Source organism: Alcaligenes sp. 13f (assembly GCF_020496585.1).
GTDB classification, from domain to species: domain Bacteria; phylum Pseudomonadota; class Gammaproteobacteria; order Burkholderiales; family Burkholderiaceae_B; genus Alcaligenes; species Alcaligenes phenolicus.
In genome coordinates this window covers 205,253-225,787 of the sequence record NZ_JAHKKC010000002.1, presented here as the reverse complement: position 1 = coordinate 225,787, position 20,535 = coordinate 205,253, and the positions used below count along the sequence as shown (strand labels likewise).

Sequence of the window (20,535 nt, the reverse complement as noted above, 5' to 3'; positions counted from 1 at the left end):
ATCAGGTTCATCCAGACGGAGCATGGCAGCATGCTTACCCGATAAGCCAGCATCGATTGCCTTGGGAGCAGCTTGGTTTAAGGGAAGCCCACGCGCATGGCTGGCGAGAGCCTGCCGCCCTCTCTCTGAACGGGCAATTTTTCCCTGAGATGCAGCCCAGCAATGAAACCCTTGATAGATATATGGCATGAAGATTTGCATAATGAGAACTATTATCAAATGGGGATTTTCCCATCTTCATCCCAGCGCCCCAATGACAAAAGTCAACATGCCCGGCCCGTGTCCAGCTTTGTTTGAATTGCTGGCTCGCCACCGTCTCCTGCAAGGTTTGCCCATCGAGGTCATCCAGCATTTGTGCCGTGACGCTTTGGCTCAAAACGCCAGTTCTGGGCAGATTCTGTTCAATGAAGGCGACGAGGCCCGCTATTGCTTGCTGGTGGACAGTGGACAGGTAGAAATCCTGCGCTACAGCCAAAATGGTGACGAACGTGTTTTCAATGTTTTCGAGCCCGGCCAATTGGTAGCGGAAGCCGCCATGTTCATGCCGCATGGACGCTACCCCATGTGCGCTCGCGCCAAGGGAACCGTGCGCGTCTACAAACTCTCGCGCAGCAGCCTGCAAGAAGCCTGCCGCCGCTGGCCCGAACTGGCCATGAACATGATGGCGGGCCTGAGCAGCGCCTTGTATGCACAAGTCAATAAAGTGGACTGGATTTCAGCCAGCTCGGCCGCCGAGCGTTTGGCGAACTACTTGCTCAATCTGCAAGCCCGCCAAGGGGAAAAAATCCAGTTACCCTTGAACCAACGGCAACTGGCCGCCCATCTGGGTATACGGGCAGAGACCTTGAGCCGATTGTTCACCGACTGGCAGGCGCGTGGTTACGTCAGTGGCAAGCGCAGCGATTGGCAGGTACATGACCAGGCCCACCTGCGCCGCTTGGCCAGTCCAGCCCAACGCTCTTTTTAAGCGATCGACGCACTCATGACTTTTGTCATTTGAGTACTTTTCAAGCAGACCGAGAATGCCGACTTTTAGCTTCTCTGCTTGATACTCATGACACACTTGCCGCCGCAGGCCGCTTACACCGAAGCCGACATTCGCCAATTGGTGACCCAGTTCTACGCCCAGGTTCGGCAAGATGCGCAGCTAGGCCCGATTTTTGAACACAATGTGCAGGACTGGGACGAGCATCTGGATATGCTGTGCGATTTCTGGTCGGCCATCTTGCTGGGCACACGCCGCTTCAAAGGGGCCCCGATTGCACGCCATGCCGCCCTGCCCGAGTTATCCTGGCCCTTGTTTGAGCGTTGGCTGGAAATTTTCCACCAAACCACGGCCACGCTGGGCAAACCCACCCTGCAACAAAAGGCAGACGCTATGGCAGACCGCATTGCCGCCAAACTTTGGCAGACCTATCAGGCGCAAAGCAATCAAACGCGCCTGCCTGACACCCTGCCTGAAGGGCTGGAGCGCTACAGCCAATCCCCCGTTTTCACGCCGGACAATTTGCCCGAGGCCTTGCGCCGTGCCCACAACACCAAAGTTGGCACCTGGGGCCTGCTGCGTGTTCAAACCGGCGTGCTGCGCTTTGCTCTGGATCAGGAGCCTTTTACTGAAGTGGTGCTGACAGCCGGACAATGTGTGGCGATTGAGCCCCAAGTTCTGCATCACGTGGAGTTCGAACTGCCCGGCAGCTTTCAGATCGAATTCTTCAAACAAGCCCGCTAAATTGAAAAAATCCCTTGCAAATAGTAGGTGAATACCCGCATCACCGACTACACTTGCGGCTCCGGCGTGAAAACCTCAATAGAATCAAGATTGTCCTTGATCAATTAGACACGCCCTCTTGGCAGTAGCCCATAAGTTCAACGCTTATACTGTTCAACTATAAAACAGGGGCAGAGCTCACAAGGCGCCTCCCCTGACGATTTCAAACACGAAAACACAATCCTATTGGAGAGCCGCATGGTGAACATGAATCGGCGTCAGTTCTTCAAAGTGACGGGGGCCTCGCTGGCCAGTTCCAGCATGGTCTTGCTGGGCGCTGCGCCCACCCCCGCCATGGCGGAAGTCAGGCAGTACAAACTGACCCGCATGACAGAGACGCGCAATACCTGTCCTTACTGTTCCGTAGCCTGTGGGGTGCTGCTGTACTCCCGTGGTGACGGCGCCATGAATGCCGAGCCCAGCGTGGTTCACATTGAAGGCGATGCCGACCACCCCGTGAACCGCGGCACACTCTGTCCCAAGGGCGCAGGCTTGGTGGATTTCATCAAGAGCCCCAACCGACTCAAATACCCTGAATACCGTGCCGCTGGCTCGGACAAGTGGGAACGCATCTCCTGGGAAGACGCTTTCACGCGTATTGCCAAGCTGATGAAAGAAGACCGCGACGCCAACTTCCAGACCACCGCTGAAGACGGCACCGTCGTCAACCGTTGGCTGACCACCGGCATGCTGGCTGCTTCGGCAAGTAGTAACGAAGTGGGCTATGTCACCCATAAAGTCATCCGCAGCATGGGTGTACTGGCGTTCGATAACCAAGCACGTGTCTGACACGGCCCGACGGTGGCAGGTCTTGCCCCGACGTTTGGCCGTGGAGCGATGACGAACCATTGGGTCGACATCAAGAACGCGGATATTGTGCTGATTATGGGCGGCAACGCAGCCGAGGCGCACCCCTGTGGTTTCAAATGGGTGACCGAGGCCAAAGCACACAACAATGCAAAACTGATCGTTGTGGATCCACGCTTTACGCGTTCGGCATCCGTAGCGGACTTTTACGCGCCTATACGTACCGGTAGTGACATCACCTTCCTGGGTGGCGTCATCAAATACCTGCTGGACAACGACAAGATCCAGCACGAATACGTGCGCAACTACACCGATATGCCCTTTATCGTGCGCGAAGACTTTGACTTCGAGCAGGGGCTGTATTCGGGCTACAACGAAGAAAAACGCAGCTACGACAAGTCCTCCTGGGACTACGAGCTGGGCGAGGACGGCTACGTCAAGACGGACCCCACCTTGCAACACCCACGCTCGGTCTACCAACTGCTGCGCAAGCACTATGAGCGCTACACGCCCGAGATGGTGGAACGCGTCTGTGGCACGCCCAAGGACAAGTTCCTGAAAGTCTGTGAAATGCTGGCCTCGACCGCTGAACCGGGTCGCGCGGGCACCATCCTGTATGCGCTGGGCTGGACGCAACACAGTATTGGTTCGCAGATCATCCGTACCGGCGCCATGGTCCAGCTGCTGCTGGGCAATATTGGTATTGCCGGCGGTGGCATGAACGCGCTGCGCGGACACTCCAACATTCAGGGTCTGACTGACCTGGGTTTGATGTCCAACCTGCTGCCCGGCTATCTGACTTTGCCCAACCAGGCCGAGAAAGAGTTTGACGGCTACATCGGCGCACGTGCCCAACAGCCGCTACGCCCCAACCAGCTAAGCTACTGGCGCAACTACAAGAAGTTCCACGTCAGCCTGATGAAAGCCTGGTTTGGTGATGCCGCCCAGGCCGAGAACAACTGGGCCTACGACTATCTGCCCAAGCTGGACAAGCTCTACGACATGCTGCAAGTGTTCGAGCTGATGGACGAAGGCAAGATGACGGGCTACATCTGTCAGGGCTTTAACCCCCTGGCGGCGGCACCGTACAAGGCCAAGCTGCTGCGAGGTTTCTCCAAGCTCAAGTACATGGTCATCATGGACCCGCTGGTTACGGAAACGTCAGAGTTCTGGAAGAACTATGGCGAGCACAATGATGTCGATTCCGCTTCCATCCAGACCGAAGTCTTCCGTCTGCCCACCACCTGTTTCGCCGAGGAAGAAGGCGCACTGGTGAACTCGGGCCGCTGGTTGCAATGGCACTGGAAGGCCGCCAACCCTCCGGGCGAGGCCAAGAGCGACATTGAGATCATGAGCACGCTGTTCACGCGTATTCGCTCGCTGTACCAGAAAGAAGGCGGTGCCTTCCCTGATCCGATCCTGAACCTGTCCTGGCCCTACTCCAACCCGGATGATCCAACCGCCGCTGAACTGGCCAAGGAATACTCGGGCCGCGCACTGGTGGATCTGCATGATCCCAAGGATCCGACGAAGATCACGCGTAAGGCAGGCGAGCAGCTGGATGGCTTTGCCGAATTGCGCGACGACGGCACCACGCTAAGCGGTTGCTGGATCTATGCCGGTGCCTGGACGCAGCAAGGCAACCTGATGGCTCGCCGCGACAATAGCGATCCAACCGGAATCGGCCAGACGCTGAACTGGGCCTGGGCCTGGCCAGCAAACCGCCGCGTGCTCTACAACCGTGCTTCCTGTGACCTGACCGGCAAACCCTTTGACCCACGTCGCAGCCTGGTTCACTGGGATGGCAAGCGCTGGGGTGGTGCGGACGTCCCTGACTACAAGGCCGATGAAAATCCGGTTGATGGCATGGGCCCGTTCATCATGAACCCCGAAGGTGTCGCCCGCTTCTTTGCCCGTAAAGGCATGGCAGAAGGCCCCTTCCCCGAGCACTACGAGCCTTTTGAAAGCCCTCTGAGCTACAACCCGCTCAGTCCTGACGAACCACGTGCCATGACCAACCCGGCGGCCCGTATCTTCAAGGACGACCTGGCAGCCATGGGTACGGTAGACAAGTTCCCCTATGTGGGCACCACCTACCGCCTGACCGAGCACTTCCACTACTGGACCAAGCACGTGAAGCTGAACGCCATCGTGCAGCCCGAACAGTTTGTGGAAATTGGCGAGGAGCTGGCCAAGGAAGTGGGCATTGTGCAAGGTGACCGCGTCAAGGTGTCCTCCAACCGTGGCTATATCAAGGCCGTGGCGGTGGTGACCAAGCGCATCAAGGCCCTGAACGTGGATGGCAAGGTTGTCCACCAAGTGGGTATCCCGCTGCACTGGGGATTTGTGGGTCTGGCCCGACCTGGTTTCCTGATCAATGCGCTGACCCCGCCGGTAGGCGATGGCAACTCGCAAACGCCGGAGACCAAGGCCTTCCTGGTTCAACTTGAAAAGGTTAAGGAGTAAGCCATGGCCTTGCAATCACTTGATATCAAACGGCGCTCCGCAACCACCACCCCATCGCCCAGCGTACGCGAGCCCGTGGGTGGGGAAGTGGCCAAGCTGATCGACACCAGTAAATGCATTGGCTGTAAGGCCTGTCAGGTCGCCTGCATGGAATGGAACGATACGCGCGACGAAATCGGTCACAACGTCGGGGTGTATGACAACCCGGCCGACCTGACCGACAAGTCCTGGACCATCATGCGTTTTGCGGAGTATGAAAACCCCGCTGGCGATCTGGAATGGCTGATTCGCAAAGACGGCTGCATGCACTGCGAGGACCCGGGCTGCCTGAAGGCCTGTCCCTCGCCAGGCGCCATCGTGCAGTACACCAACGGCATTGTGGATTTCCACGAGGAAAACTGCATTGGCTGCGGCTACTGCGTTACCGGCTGTCCTTTCGATGTGCCTCGCATTTCGGAAAAGGACAAGAAAGCCTACAAGTGCACCTTGTGTTCGGACCGTGTGGCGGTCGGACAGGAACCGGCCTGTGCCAAGACCTGTCCTACCGGCGCGATTGTGTTCGGTACCAAAGAAGACATGCAGCACCACGCTGCAGAGCGTATCGAAGACCTGAAATCGCGCGGCTTTGAAAACGCAGGTTTGTACGACCCGGCTGGAGTGGGTGGCACCCACGTCATGTACGTGCTGCACCACGCCGACAAGCCCGAGCTGTACAGCGACCTGCCCAAGGACCCGCAAATCAGTCCGATGGTCTCGCTCTGGAAGGGAGTGGCCAAGCCGCTGGGGGTTGCTGCCATGGCACTGACCGCCCTGATTGGTTTCTTCCACTACATCCGAACCGGTCCTAACGAGACCGACGAGGAAGACGAGCGCCGCGCCGACGAGGACGCACGCAAGATCCAGGAGGCTCACCATGACTGATCACAACCGCAAGGGCTTGATTCAGCGCTACACCACCAGTCAGCGCATTAATCACTGGATCATTGCCATGAGCTTTGTGCTGCTGGCCTTGTCCGGGCTGGCGCTGTTTCATCCGTCAATGTTCTGGCTGACCAACCTGTTTGGCGGCGGTCCGTGGACACGCATTCTGCACCCGTTCATTGGTGTGGTGATGTTTGTGTGCTTTTTCCTGTTTGCGGCCCGCATGGTACGGCACAATATGTTCTCCAAGGGTGACGCGGCCTGGCTGCGTCACTTCAAGGATGTGCTGAACGCCAAGGACGAGCGCATTCCCGAAGTAGGCCGCTATAACGCCGGGCAAAAAATCCTGTTTTTTGCTTTGGTGATCTTCATGATCGGCCTGCTGGCAACCGGTGTGGTGATGTGGCGCGAATACTTTTCCGCCTTCTTCCCCATCTGGGCTATCCGCCTGGCCTCCGTGCTGCACGCGGTCTGCGCCCTGCTGATGATCTGCGCGATTATCGTGCACATCTACGCCGGTATCTGGGTAAAAGGTTCGGTCAAAGCCATGACCCGCGGTACGGTTACCCGTGCCTGGGCCTGGAAGCACCACCGCGCCTGGTTCCGTGAAGAAATGGAAAAAGGTCCCAGCCGTCCTGCCGAATAGGCGGGGCTCTGGTACATAAGCAACCCGGCTGCCATGCACCATTTCGGGCATGGCAGCCTTGTTTTCAGGAGTCTGTCTTGCAACGCATCCTTCCGCGCGGCGAAATCGAAAGTCTGGACCACACCTCCATCCCCCGACTGCGCCTGCCTGTGCGAGCCAGCGTCTTTGCTGACCGAGCAGCACGTCTGCGTCAATTGGCTGACGGCAATCCCGTTGGTGCCTACCTGCTCTTGCTGGCACATCTGGTTGATGGACAGCACAAACAACTCAATGCCCTGCCCCCGGCCGAACTGCCCGCCGAGGTGCTGGAAACAGCACAAAGACACGGTATGCCACCCTTGCTGGCATCGGGCTGGAAACGCGATCCACAGTGGCTCAGCATTTTGAGCAGCCTGCTCAATCACATGATCAACACTTCGGACGTGCCTGCAGCCGCCCAAGAAGTCTGTCAGAGCCTGCTAAAGAAAGCCGAGTCTGACCCACAAAAACTGGAAGATCTGGCTGACGCGATTCTGGCCGAGCAATTGCCTGAGCAAGACGGTGCCGCGGCACCTTTTGTCATGGCCGCCTTGCAGGTTTACTGGACTCACCTGGCCTGCTCGCTGACCGAGGGCCAACTGTCTGTAACCAGCCCCTTTGGCGTATGCCCGTCCTGCGGCAGCCTGCCTGTATCCAGCGTGGTGCGTGTGGGTGGTCGTGAAGATGGTTGCCGCTACATGTGCTGCCCGCGCTGCAGCGTGGAATGGCATCTGGTGCGTGTCACCTGCTCGCATTGCGAAAGCACCAAAAGCGTGGCGTATCACGCCATTGAAGATGGCCCGGAAGGCATCAAGGCCGAGTCCTGCGACAACTGCCATACCTACCGCAAAATCTTCTATCAGGAAAAGCAGCTGGGCATTGACCCGGTAGCGGACGACCTGGCCAGTCTGGCTTTGGACGTTCTGATGGGTGAAGAAGGCTATTCCCGCGCCAGCGGCAATCCACTTCTTTGGCACCAGTCTTAAGCTAAGATTCCCCTACGCCTTGCTGCCCCGAGCACAAGGCGTAGCTGACGGACCTTGCCCATAGACTCAAACGCCTGCCTTTGAATGATGAGCCCTACGCCTGAACTCTCCCCCGCCCACATCCCTTCCCTGGATCGCTTGCTGCGCTCGCCAGAGTTCGAGCCCTTGCTAAGCCAGTTCGGCCACACACGCCTGAGTCAACGCACTCGTGCCCATTTGCAGGCACTGCGGGAGGCCGTGTTGAAGGGAGCACTAAGCCCTCAGGATCTGGAGCCCGCTCAGCTTGCCAAAGCACTGCAATCACAACTGCAGGAAGAATCCCGCTTGCAGCTACGCCCGGTCTTCAATCTGACCGGCACCGTACTGCACACCAATCTTGGGCGTGCGATGCTGCCGGATGAAGCCATACAGGCTGTTGTCCAGGCCATGCGCTCGCCCGCCAATCTGGAATTTGATCTGGAAACCGGCGGCCGAGGCGACCGCGATGACTTGATCAACCCCTTACTCTGCGAACTGACCGGCGCTGAAGCGGCTACAGTCGTCAACAATAATGCGGCCGCCGTGCTGCTGATGCTCAGCACCCTGAGCCCCCGCCGCGAAACCGTGGTGTCACGTGGCGAGCTGGTTGAAATTGGCGGAGCCTTTCGTATTCCCGACATCATGAAGCGTGCCGGTGCTCGCCTGCATGAAGTAGGCACCACCAACCGTACCCACGCAGCTGATTACGAAAACGCCATCAACGAGCGCACCGCCATGTTGATGAAGGTGCATTGCAGCAACTACGCCGTCAAAGGCTTCACCAAAAGCGTTTCAGTCGAAGAAGTTGCACAGATAGCCAAAAAACACGGCCTGCCCACCAGCGTGGATCTGGGCAGCGGCACCTTGGTGGACCTGAGCCAATGGGGCCTGCCGCCTGAACCCACCGTGCGCGAGACCATCGAAGCCGGTGCCGATATCGTGACCTTCAGCGGCGACAAGCTGCTGGGTGGCCCCCAGGCCGGTCTGATCGTAGGCCGTGCAGACCTGATCGCCAAGATCAAGAAAAACCCGCTCAAACGTGCTCTGCGCGTGGGCAAAATCACCTTGGCCGCACTGGAACCTGTGCTGGCCTTGTACCGTTCGCCAGAGCGCCTGCCCGAGCACCTGACCACCTTGCGTCTACTGACTCGACCTTCGGCTGAAATGCGTGCCCAAGCACTACGTTTGGCCCCTGTCTTGCAGCAATGGGTGGGGACACAATTTGCAGTCGAACCCACTGCCATGCTAAGCCAGATCGGCAGCGGTGCGTTGCCCGAAGACGTACTGCCCAGCTTTGGACTGCGCTTTGCCTACCAAGGCACAGGCCGTCCGGGCCGCCATCTGACTCAACTGGAAAAACGCCTGCGCACTTTGCCCCAGCCCGTCATCGGGCGCATTGCGCAAGATGCCTTTTGGCTGGACTTGCGCTGCCTGGAAGAGCCCTTTGAGGCCGCCTTCAGCGCACAACTGATTCCCGAGCAAGCATGATTGTTGGCACCGCAGGACATATCGATCACGGCAAAACCACCTTGATCCGCGCCTTGACCGGCGTGGATACCGATCGTCTGGACGAGGAAAAAAAGCGCGGCATCTCCATCCAGTTGGGCTATGCCTATACACCTTTGCCCGACGGACAGATCCTGGGCTTTATTGATGTGCCCGGTCACGAACGTCTGGTGCACACCATGGTCGCAGGTGCGACCGGTATTGATTTTGGCTTGCTGATCGTGGCCGCAGATGACGGCGTCATGCCACAAACCCGCGAGCATCTGGCCGTACTGCAATTGCTGGGTTTGCAGGCGGGAGCCATCGTCCTGAGCAAGGCGGATCGCGCTGATGCTGCCAGAATTGAATCCGTCAAAGCCGAGCTGCAAGCACTTGTCCAAGGAAGCTTTCTGGACAATGCCCCCATCTTCGTTGTTGATGCCCTGTCCGACGACAAACCCGGCCTGGAAGCACTGCACCAGCATCTGCATGCACAGGCCATGCAATCCACCAAACAGGATGGCAAAGGCTATTTCCGCCTGGCCATTGACCGTGTCTTCACCTTGCAAGGTCACGGCACCGTCGTGACCGGCACAGTGCACGATGGCGTGCTGGATCTGGATGGCCCGGCGATGGACTTGCGCCTGATGCCACGCGGTACACCCGTACGAGTGCGCAGCATTCACGCCCAGAATCAGGCATCACGCCAAGCCCGTGCCGGCCAGCGTTGTGCCCTGAACCTGGGCGGAATTGATGTACAGGATATCGAGCGTGGCGACTGGCTGGCCGACGCCCGCTGCTTCATCCCCTCCACACGTATCGACGTGGAGTTGAGCCTGCTGGACAAAGATATTCCCGCCCTACGTACCTGGTCGCCCTGGCATGTCCACATGGGGGCTGCTCACCTGACGGCCCATGCCGTGCCTTTGGATGGCGAGTCCTTGCAGCCCGGCCAGACCGGCAAGGTCCAGCTGGTCTTTGACCGCCCGATCTGCACCATGACGGGCGAGCGCTTTATCTTGCGCAACGCCCAGGCCAGCGAGACCGTCGGCGGCGGGATTGTGCTGGACCCAAATGCGCCGGACCGCAAACGACGCTCTACGACACGTCTGGCCTGGCTGGACGCCTTGGCGCAATGGACACGCGGCGGACCGTTGGAGGGCCTGCTGGCCCAAGCACCTTACGGTCTGGACGAAGCAACACTGCTGCGTCTGTCGGGAGGATCTCAACAAGGCTTGAGCGCCCCCGCCAATGCCCGCTGGCACACCGGATCCCGCCCACAAAGTCAGCCTATCTTGCTTAGCGATGCGCGCCTGGAAGCGCTGTGTCAGCACATAGAAAGCGTGATGCTGCAGTTTCACGAGCGCAATCCGGACGAGCCTGGCCTGTCCAACAGCCGCTTGCGACGCATGGCCGCCCCCACCATGCCCGACGCAATCTGGCAGCTCCTGACCGAATATCTGCTGGCAGAACAGCGCCTGGCCCGACAAGGAGCCTGGCTGCATACACCAGGCCACCGCGTTACCCTGAGCCCCGAAGACCAAGCTTTAGCCACCGCCCTGCTGCCCCTGATCGAGGCAGGCCGCTTCGACCCTCCATGGACACGCGATCTGGCCAAAGAAACCGAAGCCCCGGAAGACCAGACCCGCAACGTACTGCGCCGACTGGTACGCCAGGGCGAGCTGTTTCAGATCGTGCATGATCTGTTCTATCACCGCCGCCAGATCGCGGTGCTAGCCAATATCGTCAAGGAGCTGCACAGCGGCCAAGGCGTCAGCGCCGCGCAGTTCCGAGACGCGACAGGGCTGGGCCGCAAACGGGCCATTCAGATTCTGGAGTTCTTTGATCGCGTCGGCTATACACGACGTGTGCGTGATCGCCATGTATTACGAGGTGAAGCCTGGGCAGCGGCGGACTGAGCCCGGAGCTTCATGCGGGAACCAGAGCAGGCAACGCCCTGATCGTTGAAGCGTCATCGGCCCTAACGTATGATAGGGCCTCTTGAAGGAAAGCATCCGTGCCCGGTGGCACGGCCGGGCTTCAAACCCGGTTGGGGGCGTCAGACGTTCCCAGGTAGGTTCGACTCCTGCTGCTTTCCGCCACCGACCTCTGGGCCAAAGCACTGCTCCAAGCTGACTCGCCCCCAAACAGCCCCCATCTTTTTACTCGAGCGCATCGACATGATGCTTCAACGCCTTGCGCACGTAATATTCAAACCCGATCTCGGACCGGCGAGGGCGCAAAATCCAGTCGTGTGCCTCGCGCCCCAACTCCGGCAATATGGGTTTGATCTTTCCGGCTGACATGGCCAGCAACTGCATCCGCGCGGCACGCTCGAACTGCAGGGCAAGCACACAGGCCTCCTCAACAGAGCTGGCCGCAATCAACATGCCATGATGCGCCAGCAAGATCGCCCGCTTATCACCCAGGGCCCGGGAAATAATCTGCCCTTCCTCATTGCCTACAGGCACACCAGGCCAGTCCTTCAGAAAAGCGCAATCCTCGTACAGCGTGCAGTTATCCATATGGGACACCTCCAGGGGCACGCCCAGCATGGATAAGGACGCGACATGCAGAGGATGGGTATGAATAATGCAATTGACATCAGGACGCGCACGATACACCCAGGAATGAAAACGGTTGGCAGGGTTGGGCATGCCCTGACCTTCCAGAACCGTCAGATCTTCATCCACCAGCAAGATATTGGACACGCTGATTTCATCAAACCCTAGCCCTAACTGCTGGGTGAAATACGTACCTTCCTGCTCGCCCCGCGCCGTAATCTGCCCCGCCAAGCCCGAATCATGACCACCATCAAACAGGATGCGACAGGTCAGAGCCAGCTTTTCTCTAACACTACGTTTCGGAACCTGAAACTGAGCCTGCATCTGCTCCTGGGCGCGGGCGATCAAAGTGGGCTTGGAGAGGTTTAGAGTACTTGTCACAAGAATTCCTTTAAATGCGTGTGATCTTTTATCAAGCAACAGCCTCAAAACGCGCTGTCTGGGGACCACACCGACCAGGACATGGAAATGCCAAAAAACACCCATGTTTTCTTGGCAGGAAGCTAAGTGTCAATTCAGAAAAATAATTCCCCTTTGCTTTGACCGTGTTTTACACACCACAAATCCGTCAGCTTTCTCGACAGCCGTCACATTTTTAAACACAATCCTGATCGCGAACAATTCTCATTCTGTTTATCGTTTACTAGGAAAGTGATTATGAATTTATTGGCGCCTCCGGCTCGCCGCCCGATCTTTGCATTGGGCCTGCTCGCCACGGCTTTGGCAGCCAGTTTCAGTGCTCAGGCACAAACTTCCAACGTCCGTGGTGGGGTCACCTCGCTGGAAGAAATTCGCGTCTTGCCTTCGGCAGAAGAAGCCGTCAAACAGGCTCCTGGCGTGTCCACAATTACTGCCAAGGATATTGAAAAACGCCCTCCCGCCAACGACCTGTCCGAACTGATCCGCACCATGCCCGGCGTGAACCTGACCGGTAACAGCCCATCCGGTTCCTACGGCAATAGCCGCCAGATCGACTTGCGCGGCATGGGCCCTGAAAACACCCTGATCCTGATTGACGGCAAACCTGTTAGCTCGCGCGACTCCATTCGCATGGGGCGCGACGGTGAACGTAATACCCGTGGTGACAGCAACTGGGTGCCCGTCAACGCCATCGAACGCATTGAAGTGCTGCGTGGCCCGGCTGCTGCTCGCTATGGCTCTGGTGCTGCCGGTGGTGTCGTGAACATCATCACAAAAGCGCCTACCGATACCTTCTCCGGCTCGGTAACCGCCTACGGTCTGATTCCTGAGGACAGCGACTACGGCTCCACACGCCGTACCGGCTTTAACTTGTCCGGTCCCATTGCCGAAAAGCTGTCTTTCCGCGTCTACGGCAATATCGCCAAGACAGATGCCGACAAACCCGCGTTGAACGCCCAGGCTTCCGGCATGGAGGTGAACGAAACCACCGTGCCACCAGCGGGCCGCGAGGGGGTACGCAATAAAGACGTTAACGGCTTGCTGCGCCTGGATATCAACCGGGACCACCGTCTGGAGCTGGAAGGCTCATTCAGCCGCCAAGGCAATATCTACTCAGGAGAGCGTCTGTTTAGCCGCAGCACGCAAACCATTGCATCACTTGCCGAAGATGGGGCTGAAACGAACATCATGTATCGTCGCGCCGGCTCGCTCAGCCACTATGGTGACTACGGCCAGGGGCGCCGCTCCCGCCTGACCTTTGCATATGAAGGCACGACCAACTCACGTTTGAATGAGGGCCTGGCCGGTGCCGTTGAGGGCAGCATCTCCAACCCCGGTGCTGGCTCGGTTTCCGAGCTGCGTTCCCTGAACATCTCAGGCGAATACAACACACCCCTGCAGATCGCCAGCAAGCACGTCTTGATGACGGTCGGGTTCGAGCACCGCGATCAAAGCCTGGATGATGACTACGCCACTCGCTCTGGCCAAACCATCAACAAAAACACGGATTCCAAAAGCAAGGCCCGTACAACAGCCGCCTATGTGGAAGGCAATATCGAGCTGACCGACGCCTTGACCGTGACACCAGGAGTGCGGTTCGACCATCACAGCAAGTTCGGTGACAACTGGAGCCCCAGCCTGAACGCCTCCTACTTCATCACCGACAGCATCACCCTGAAAGGCGGTATCGCACGCGCTTTCAAAGCCCCTAACCTGTATCAGTCGAACCCCAACTACCTGTACCAGACGCGCGGTAACGGTTGCCCGTACGACCCGGTAACTGGTCAACGCGTAAGCGGTCCTTGCTACATCTTCGGTAACGACAATCTGTCGCCCGAACGCAGTATCAACAAGGAAATTGGTCTGGCTTACGACAACGCGGGCTGGGCAGCCGGTTTGACCTACTTCCAGAACGATTACAGCAACAAGATTGTGGCCGATATGGGCGACCAGACCATTCCGGATGCGGTGTACATTGGCGGCTCCCTGGTCCGCCCATTCCAGTGGGTGAACTCCGGCAAGGCCGTGATCCGTGGCCTGGAAGGCAACCTGACTATCCCGATCCTGGGCGAGAACGGCGACACACTGAGCCTGAGCAACAACCTGACTTACATGATCACCAACAAGTCCAAGGAAACCAATCAGCCTTTGACCGTCATCCCCCGCTACACCCTGAACAGCACGCTGGACTGGCGCGTCAACGACAAGCTGTCCTTGCTGGCTACCGCCACGCTGTATGGCAAACAAAAGCCACGCTCGCACAATCTGTCCAATAACTCGGAAGTGAAAGGTGATGGCCTGCGTGAACGTGGTTCATATGCCATCTTCGGTCTGAGCGGCGCTTACCAGGTCACCAAGTCCACCAACATCCGTCTGGGCGTGAACAACCTGTTCGACAAACGCTTGTACCGTGAAGACTCGGGTAGCGGCCAAGGTGCCAACACCTATAACGAACCTGGTCGCCAATACTACGCAACGTTGACTGCCAGCTTCTAATACTCCACGCTTTACTTCGGACTCCAGCAGGAGTCCGGATGCTTGATCGCTATGCCCGCCCGTGCTGCCCCGTCTGGAGCAGCACGGGCGGTATCTTATCCCACCTCAATCCAAGAGAGCCCTCCCGACCTCACTCCAACAGCGCTAGACTAAAGCCTGGTTAGCCAGCTTTCTGGCTACAGAATCACCACATTCGGGAGCTGATCTTGTCGTCCACCGAGTCTGATCTCGCGATCTACGCCGGGCCTCGTGCTTATCGTCATATTCAAAGCAATGGTTTGCATGCCAAGGACATCAGCACGCTGATTGGCAGCGCGGGTGGGCCCAAGGCTTTGGCGCTAACCGGGCTGGATCAGTATTTGTTTGGCGACTGGCTCAACACACATGATGAGCCGCTATGGCTATTTGGCAGTTCCATCGCTTCCTGGCGCTTTGCCTGTGCGGCCCAGAGCGATCCGCACAAAGCCTTTGCGGACTTTGCGCAGCTTTATATACACAGCCCCTTTCTGCCCAAATCCACGGTAGCGGACATTACCCGGTCGACCCAGACCATGCTGAAAACCTTGCTGGGGGACGCCGACTCACAGGCTGCGATTCTGAACCATCCACGCTATCGCTTCGCCATTACCGTGGCACGCAGCAAGGGCTGGGCGGGTTCCCGCAATCCCAAACAGCTTGGCGCAGCCCTGCTCAGCTGCATGGTCGGCAATTATGTGCACCCTGCTATCCCGCACTGGTTCTTTGAGCGGGTCATCGTGCACGACACTCGTAGCCGCCTGCCCATTCACGGCAGACATCAAGACCTGGCTCGCTACGCCGCACTGGATCAGCACAATCTGTTCGAGACCCTGGCCGCCAGCACCGCTATTCCACTCGTGATTGACGGTGTGAATGCCGCCCATAACTGGCCTGCCGGTCTATACCGGGATGGAGGCCTAGTCGACTACAACTTCTGCACTCTGGATCTGGATAGCCCAGGCTTGACCTTGTTTCCGCATTTCACTCAAAAGATCAGCGCCAGCTGGTTCGACAAATACCTGCCCCGTCGGCAAAAGGCTCGCCGCCGTCACAGCCTGGACAATCTGATTTTGCTGTGCCCGACCGAACGTTTCTATCGGCGTCTAAAAGACCGCAAAATCCCCGATCGTTCCGACTACAAGCGTCTGCCCGACGCCGACCGGCGTATTGCCTGGCAAAACTCCGTCGAACAAAGCCAGCGACTGGGCGAGCAATTTGCACAGTGGGTGGCCGCCGACCAACTGGCCCAGCGTGTTCGACCTCTGCCCTTTCCGTAGCAAAAGCCTGCAGGGCATAGGGGCAATTTAGTATCATTTCATCTTCAACCTCTTTCTTGGTACGCGCTCATGGATACTCCCATTCGTCTGACCCAATACAGTCATGGAGCCGGTTGCGGCTGCAAGATTTCCCCCAAAGTATTGGACATAATCCTGGCGGGAAGCGGAGCCCAGAACGTGGACCCGAACCTGTGGGTAGGCAATACATCACGTGATGATGCGGCTGTGTACGGTTTGAATGAGGACACAGGCGTCGTCTCGACCACCGACTTTTTCATGCCCATCGTGGACGATCCGTATGACTTTGGGCGCATTGCTGCGACCAACGCCATCAGCGATATCTACGCCATGGGTGGTAAACCGATCATGGCCATCGCCATTTTGGGCTGGCCCATCAATGTCCTGTCCCCTGAAGTTGCCCGCGAGGTCGTGCGTGGTGGGCGTGCGGCTTGCGATGCCGCTGGCATCACCCTGGCCGGTGGTCACTCCATTGATGCCCCCGAGCCTATTTTTGGTCTGGCTGTAACTGGCGTAGTTGATAAAGGCCAGTTAAAACGCAACGACACCGCAACCGAAGGCTGCCAGCTCTATCTGACCAAGCCTTTGGGTATTGGCGTGCTGACCACGGCCGAGAAAAAAGCCAAGCTTCGTCCTGAAGATCAAAACCTGGCCCGCGACTGGATGTGCACGCTCAACAAGCCCGGCAGCCGCTTTGCACAACTGCCCGGTGTTAAAGCCATGACCGATGTGACTGGCTTTGGTCTGCTGGGCCACCTGATCGAAATGGCTGATGGCAGCGGCCTGACCGCCCGTCTGAATCTGGATCGTGTGCCCCTGTTGCCCGGCATTGAATACTACCTGCAAGAAGGCTGTGTGCCCGGCGGCACGCAACGCAACTTCGACAGCTACGGCCATCGCATCGCTCCTATCAGCCAGGATCAGATCAACATTCTGTGCGACCCACAAACCAGCGGCGGTTTGCTGATCGCCGTAGAGCCTGCTGCCACTGCCGAGTTTCTGGCAACAGCACAAGAACTGGGCCTGACCCTGGAAGCCATCGGGGAATTCATCCCCGCCAAAACCCACGCCGTCGAAATCGCTTGATGCGTCCTGATACCCACCACTACCGCGAGCTGTTCCTGAACGATGTGCCTTTGATGGACGCTCGCGCTCCCATCGAATTCAGTAAAGGCGCCTTTCCCGGCGCATTGAACCTGCCACTGATGAACGACGAGGAGCGTCACCTGGTGGGGATCTGCTACAAGCAACATGGCCAGGATGCCGCCATTGCCTTGGGTAACAAGCTGGTCAGTGGCCAGCTCAAGCAAGCTCGCCTGCAGGCCTGGGCACAATTTACGCAAGACCATCCCGACGGCTACCTGTATTGCTTTCGAGGTGGCCTGCGCAGCCAGATCACACAAACCTGGCTGCGCGAAGAGGCAGGCATTCCCTATCCCCGCGTAGTGGGCGGCTACAAGGCTATGCGTGGCTTTTTGCTGAATAACCTGGAACAAACCGTCGGCAACGCCCGTTTTCAGGTTCTGGGCGGCATGACAGGCACGGGCAAAACCGATGTCCTGCAGCAGCTTGATAACAGTCTGGACCTGGAAGGCTACGCACATCATCGTGGCTCCAGCTTTGGCAAACACGCCACCAGCCAGCCCAGCCAGATCGACTTCGAGCACAGGCTATCGATCGCCATGCTCAAAAAGACGGCCCAAGGGCACCAGCGCTTCGTCCTGGAAGATGAAAGCCAAACGATAGGCCGTTGCAGCCTGCCACTGGGCCTGTACCGGGGGATGCAGCAGTGGTCCATCATCTGGCTGGAAGATAGCCTGGAAAACCGCATTACGCGCATCGTGCGCGATTACGTCCAGAACCTGCACGCGGAATACACAGCCCAATACGAGCCGCAAACAGGCTTTGCACTCTTTGCCGAACAACTGCGTCAAAGCCTGGCCCGCATTACCAAGCGCCTGGGCCATCAACGCTACCAGCAACTGGCCGCCATCATGGACGATGCCTTGCAGGAGCAGGAGCGCAGCGGCGCGCTGGAGGGTCACCGGGACTGGATCGGTGGTTTGCTGACGCAATACTACGACCCCATGTACGCCTATCAACGCGAACAAAAAGCGGAACGGATCATTTTTCAGGGTGATGCCGACGCGGTCCTGAATTATTTGCGTCAGCAAGGCTGAACCTCATCTAAAGCCCGGCCAGCAAAGCCCGCCATCATTCCTCACAGATCAAGAACAGACTGACGCCGACCCACATCCACTCTTGTCAGAATCTGTCTTTGCTCTGACACAAAGAGTAAACAAAGGGTAACCCCTACCATCTCGCAAGAATCTTGTTGCAGGTGGTAAGAAATGACGTCCCTCAATCGCGTTGCCCGGCATGTTCAGTTCCGTATTATCTGGCTCCTGCTTTTGGTACTGGCAGCCTGTCTGATCAGTCCTCCGGCACACTCCAGTTCACGCATTGCCCATTTCCTGCCGGACATTGCCCTTAACGAGATCTTTCCCACCGCCACCCACACCAGCGAGCCCGCAGGCACTTTGCCTGTTGCCAAGGTCTTTAAGGATCAGGAACAGCTAGGGTATGTGTATGTGACGACCGACATCGTCAACACCCGTGGTTACTCCAGCTTCCCCATCGACACCCTGGTCGCCATGAGCATGGATGGCAGCATCGTCGCTGCCAAACTGTTGGAACACCATGAACCCATTGTCTTGATTGGCATCCCCGAGTCGCGGGTAGAGGCCTTCATTCAAGGCTATGTGGGTCAGAACTACATCAAGAACCGTCCCAAACCCGGCGCACCACCACCTGTCGACATTATCAGTGGCGCCACCGTGACCTTGATGGTGGTCGGTGACAGCATCATGCGCTCTTCGCAACTGGTGGCCCGGCAAGAAGGCATAGGCCAGCCTGCCGCCCCCGCCACAGCACCAGCGGCAGTCAAACGCAGCATAGACAGCAGCAATCAAACCATTGCAAGCTGGGATGAATTGCTCCAAAGCGGTGCCATCCAACGCCTGCACGTCAGCGTGGCCGACATCAACCAGGCCTTCATCGACAGTGGCCGTACAGAAGCCGCCGCTCATCCGCAGGAAGGCGACCCACAAGACACTTTTATTGATCTGTACGCCGCCCTGGTTAGCGTGCCCAGCATTGGAAAAAGCTTGCTGGGCGAATCTGACTACACGTACCTGCAGCAAGAGCTGAAACCCGGTCAGCAAGCCATGTTGGTCGTCGGTAACGGGTTGTATTCCTTCAAAGGGTCAGGCTATGTACGCGGCGGGATTTTTGACCGTATCGAGATCGTCCAGGATCTGGACAGCTTTCACTTCACCGATCTGGACCACCAGCGTCTGCCCGGCGTAAAAGCCGCCAATGCCCCTGACTTCAAAGAAGCCGCTCTGTTCAAGATTCCGGCTACCGCTACCTTTGATCCGGTCCAGCCCTGGCGGCTCCAACTGCTGGTCCAGCGTGTGCTAAGCGTCAAGGACAAAGCCTTTGTCACGCTGAACCTGAATTACCAGCTTCCTGACGCCTATTTGACAGCGCCCCCTCCAGCAGCAGTTGCAGCGGCCCCCGATACCGCAGCGCACGATGACCTGGAAACCGCCAGCGAGCCTTTGTACAAGCAAATCTGGGCGGGCAAGAAAGTGCAGATTGCCGTGCTGCTGCTGTCCTTGCTGACCTTGGGTGGAGTCTTCTTCTTTCAGGACACGCTAACCAAGCACGAAGTGTTCTACCAGCGCTTTCGCATCGGCTTTCTGCTGTTCTCCCTGGTCTGGATTGGCTGGTACGCCTCGGCCCAATTGTCCGTGGTGAACGTACTGACTTTCTCCCACGCACTGCGCACCGATTTCCGCTGGGAGTACTTCCTGATGGATCCGCTGGTCTTCATTCTGTGGATCGCCACCGCCATCTCCCTGATCTTCTGGAATCGAGGTGCCTTCTGTGGCTGGCTCTGCCCCTTTGGAGCATTGCAAGAACTAGCCAACAAGCTGGCCCGCTTCCTGCGCATTCCGCAAATCAAGGTAGCCTACAGCGCCCATAAGCGCCTGGTGTCCATCAAATACGTGATCTTCATTCTGCTGTTTGGCTTTGCCCTGTACGACATGGCCGTGGCGGAAAAGATGGCCGAAGTCGAACCCTTCAAGACCGCCATCATCCTGAAATTCATCCGCGACTGGCCCTTCACCATCTTTGCCGTCTTGCTGCTGATTGCCAGCCTGTTTATCGAGCGCTTTTACTGCCGCTACCTCTGTGCCCTGGGCGCTGCCCTGGCTATCCCCGCCCGCTTGCGCATCTTTGACTGGCTGCGTCGCTACCCCATGTGTGGCAACCCCTGTCAGCGCTGTGCAACCGACTGCCCCGTCCAAGCCATCGAGCCAGAAGGCCCGATCAACCCCAACGAGTGCATCCAGTGCCTGAACTGCCAGATGCTGTATCACCACGAGAAAAAATGCCCGCACCTGATTCAAAAGATCGCCAAGCGCAAACGAGATAAACCGGCCCCCGTTGCCGTTGCCAGCTCGCTGCAAGACGATGCTGCTGCCCGCCCTACCGTGCGTCCACGCAGCGTAGACAGTACCGATTCCACGCCAGCCACGCCGTGAGACGGCTGGGCGCG

At 58.0% G+C, this 20,535-nt stretch carries 14 protein-coding genes and 1 tRNA gene; 14 read left to right on the top strand and 1 reads right to left on the bottom strand.

Annotation, left to right across the window (positions count from 1 at the left end; all coding sequences use genetic code 11):
- The first annotated feature begins 253 nt into the window (after window positions 1-253).
- The 9 genes from KOE80_RS02480 (at window position 254) to KOE80_RS02440 (ending at window position 11,217) form a co-directional block, all read left to right on the top strand.
- The gene (locus KOE80_RS02480) at window positions 254-967 is read left to right on the top strand and encodes a Crp/Fnr family transcriptional regulator (protein WP_226348273.1); all 714 of its coding nucleotides are present in this window, start codon (window positions 254-256) and stop codon (window positions 965-967) included.
- 87 nt (window positions 968-1,054) lie between these two features.
- Window positions 1,055-1,729: a DUF1971 domain-containing protein gene (locus tag KOE80_RS02475; protein WP_137430586.1), complete on the top strand. Its 675-nt coding sequence runs from the start codon at window positions 1,055-1,057 to the stop codon at window positions 1,727-1,729.
- Between the two features lie 237 nt (window positions 1,730-1,966).
- A complete protein-coding gene (fdnG, locus tag KOE80_RS02470) occupies window positions 1,967-5,041 on the top strand; it encodes a formate dehydrogenase-N subunit alpha (protein WP_226348272.1) in 3,075 nt (1,024 codons plus the stop codon).
- Window positions 5,042-5,044: 3 nt separating this feature from the next.
- Complete coding sequence (gene fdxH / locus KOE80_RS02465; protein ID WP_021447214.1) at window positions 5,045-5,962, top strand: formate dehydrogenase subunit beta; 918 nt, start codon at window positions 5,045-5,047, stop codon at window positions 5,960-5,962.
- Window positions 5,955-6,608: a formate dehydrogenase subunit gamma gene (locus KOE80_RS02460; RefSeq protein WP_009463457.1), complete on the top strand. Its 654-nt coding sequence runs from the start codon at window positions 5,955-5,957 to the stop codon at window positions 6,606-6,608. The genes fdxH and KOE80_RS02460 overlap by 8 nt, the downstream gene beginning before the upstream one ends.
- Window positions 6,609-6,685: 77 nt before the next feature.
- Complete coding sequence (fdhE, locus tag KOE80_RS02455) at window positions 6,686-7,612, top strand: formate dehydrogenase accessory protein FdhE (protein ID WP_083054831.1); 927 nt, start codon at window positions 6,686-6,688, stop codon at window positions 7,610-7,612.
- An 87-nt stretch (window positions 7,613-7,699) separates the two neighbouring features.
- Window positions 7,700-9,118, top strand: a complete 1,419-nt coding sequence (gene selA, locus KOE80_RS02450) for an L-seryl-tRNA(Sec) selenium transferase (RefSeq protein ID WP_115634497.1) — start codon at window positions 7,700-7,702, stop codon at window positions 9,116-9,118.
- Complete coding sequence (gene selB, locus KOE80_RS02445) at window positions 9,115-11,034, top strand: selenocysteine-specific translation elongation factor (protein ID WP_226348271.1); 1,920 nt, start codon at window positions 9,115-9,117, stop codon at window positions 11,032-11,034. The genes selA and selB overlap by 4 nt, the downstream gene beginning before the upstream one ends.
- Window positions 11,035-11,121: 87 nt before the next feature.
- A tRNA-Sec gene (locus KOE80_RS02440) sits at window positions 11,122-11,217 on the top strand.
- Between the two features lie 60 nt (window positions 11,218-11,277).
- Here the strand turns inward: KOE80_RS02440 and KOE80_RS02435 are convergent.
- Window positions 11,278-12,060: an aldolase gene (locus KOE80_RS02435; RefSeq protein WP_083054837.1), complete on the bottom strand. Its 783-nt coding sequence runs from the start codon at window positions 12,058-12,060 to the stop codon at window positions 11,278-11,280.
- A gap of 276 nt (window positions 12,061-12,336) precedes the next feature.
- Here KOE80_RS02435 and KOE80_RS02430 point away from each other — a divergent pair, with 276 nt between their 5' ends.
- From KOE80_RS02430 to KOE80_RS02410, 5 genes are all read left to right on the top strand, one after another.
- Entirely contained in the window at window positions 12,337-14,595 is a 2,259-nt protein-coding gene (locus KOE80_RS02430) for a FepA family TonB-dependent siderophore receptor (protein ID WP_226348270.1), read from the top strand.
- Between the two features lie 206 nt (window positions 14,596-14,801).
- Window positions 14,802-15,890 carry a hypothetical protein gene (locus KOE80_RS02425; protein WP_226348269.1) on the top strand — a complete coding sequence of 363 codons (1,089 nt, stop codon included), beginning with the start codon at window positions 14,802-14,804 and terminating at the stop codon, window positions 15,888-15,890.
- Window positions 15,891-15,959: 69 nt separating this feature from the next.
- Window positions 15,960-16,994 carry a selenide, water dikinase SelD gene (gene selD / locus KOE80_RS02420; protein ID WP_226348268.1) on the top strand — a complete coding sequence of 345 codons (1,035 nt, stop codon included), beginning with the start codon at window positions 15,960-15,962 and terminating at the stop codon, window positions 16,992-16,994.
- Window positions 16,994-18,088 (top strand): tRNA 2-selenouridine(34) synthase MnmH, encoded by a 1,095-nt coding sequence (gene mnmH, locus KOE80_RS02415; protein WP_226348267.1) that lies wholly within the window; start codon window positions 16,994-16,996, stop codon window positions 18,086-18,088. Before selD ends, mnmH begins: the two co-directional genes overlap by 1 nt.
- 171 nt (window positions 18,089-18,259) lie before the next feature.
- Window positions 18,260-20,521: a NosR/NirI family protein gene (locus KOE80_RS02410; protein ID WP_226348266.1), complete on the top strand. Its 2,262-nt coding sequence runs from the start codon at window positions 18,260-18,262 to the stop codon at window positions 20,519-20,521.
- Window positions 20,522-20,535 lie beyond the last annotated feature (14 nt).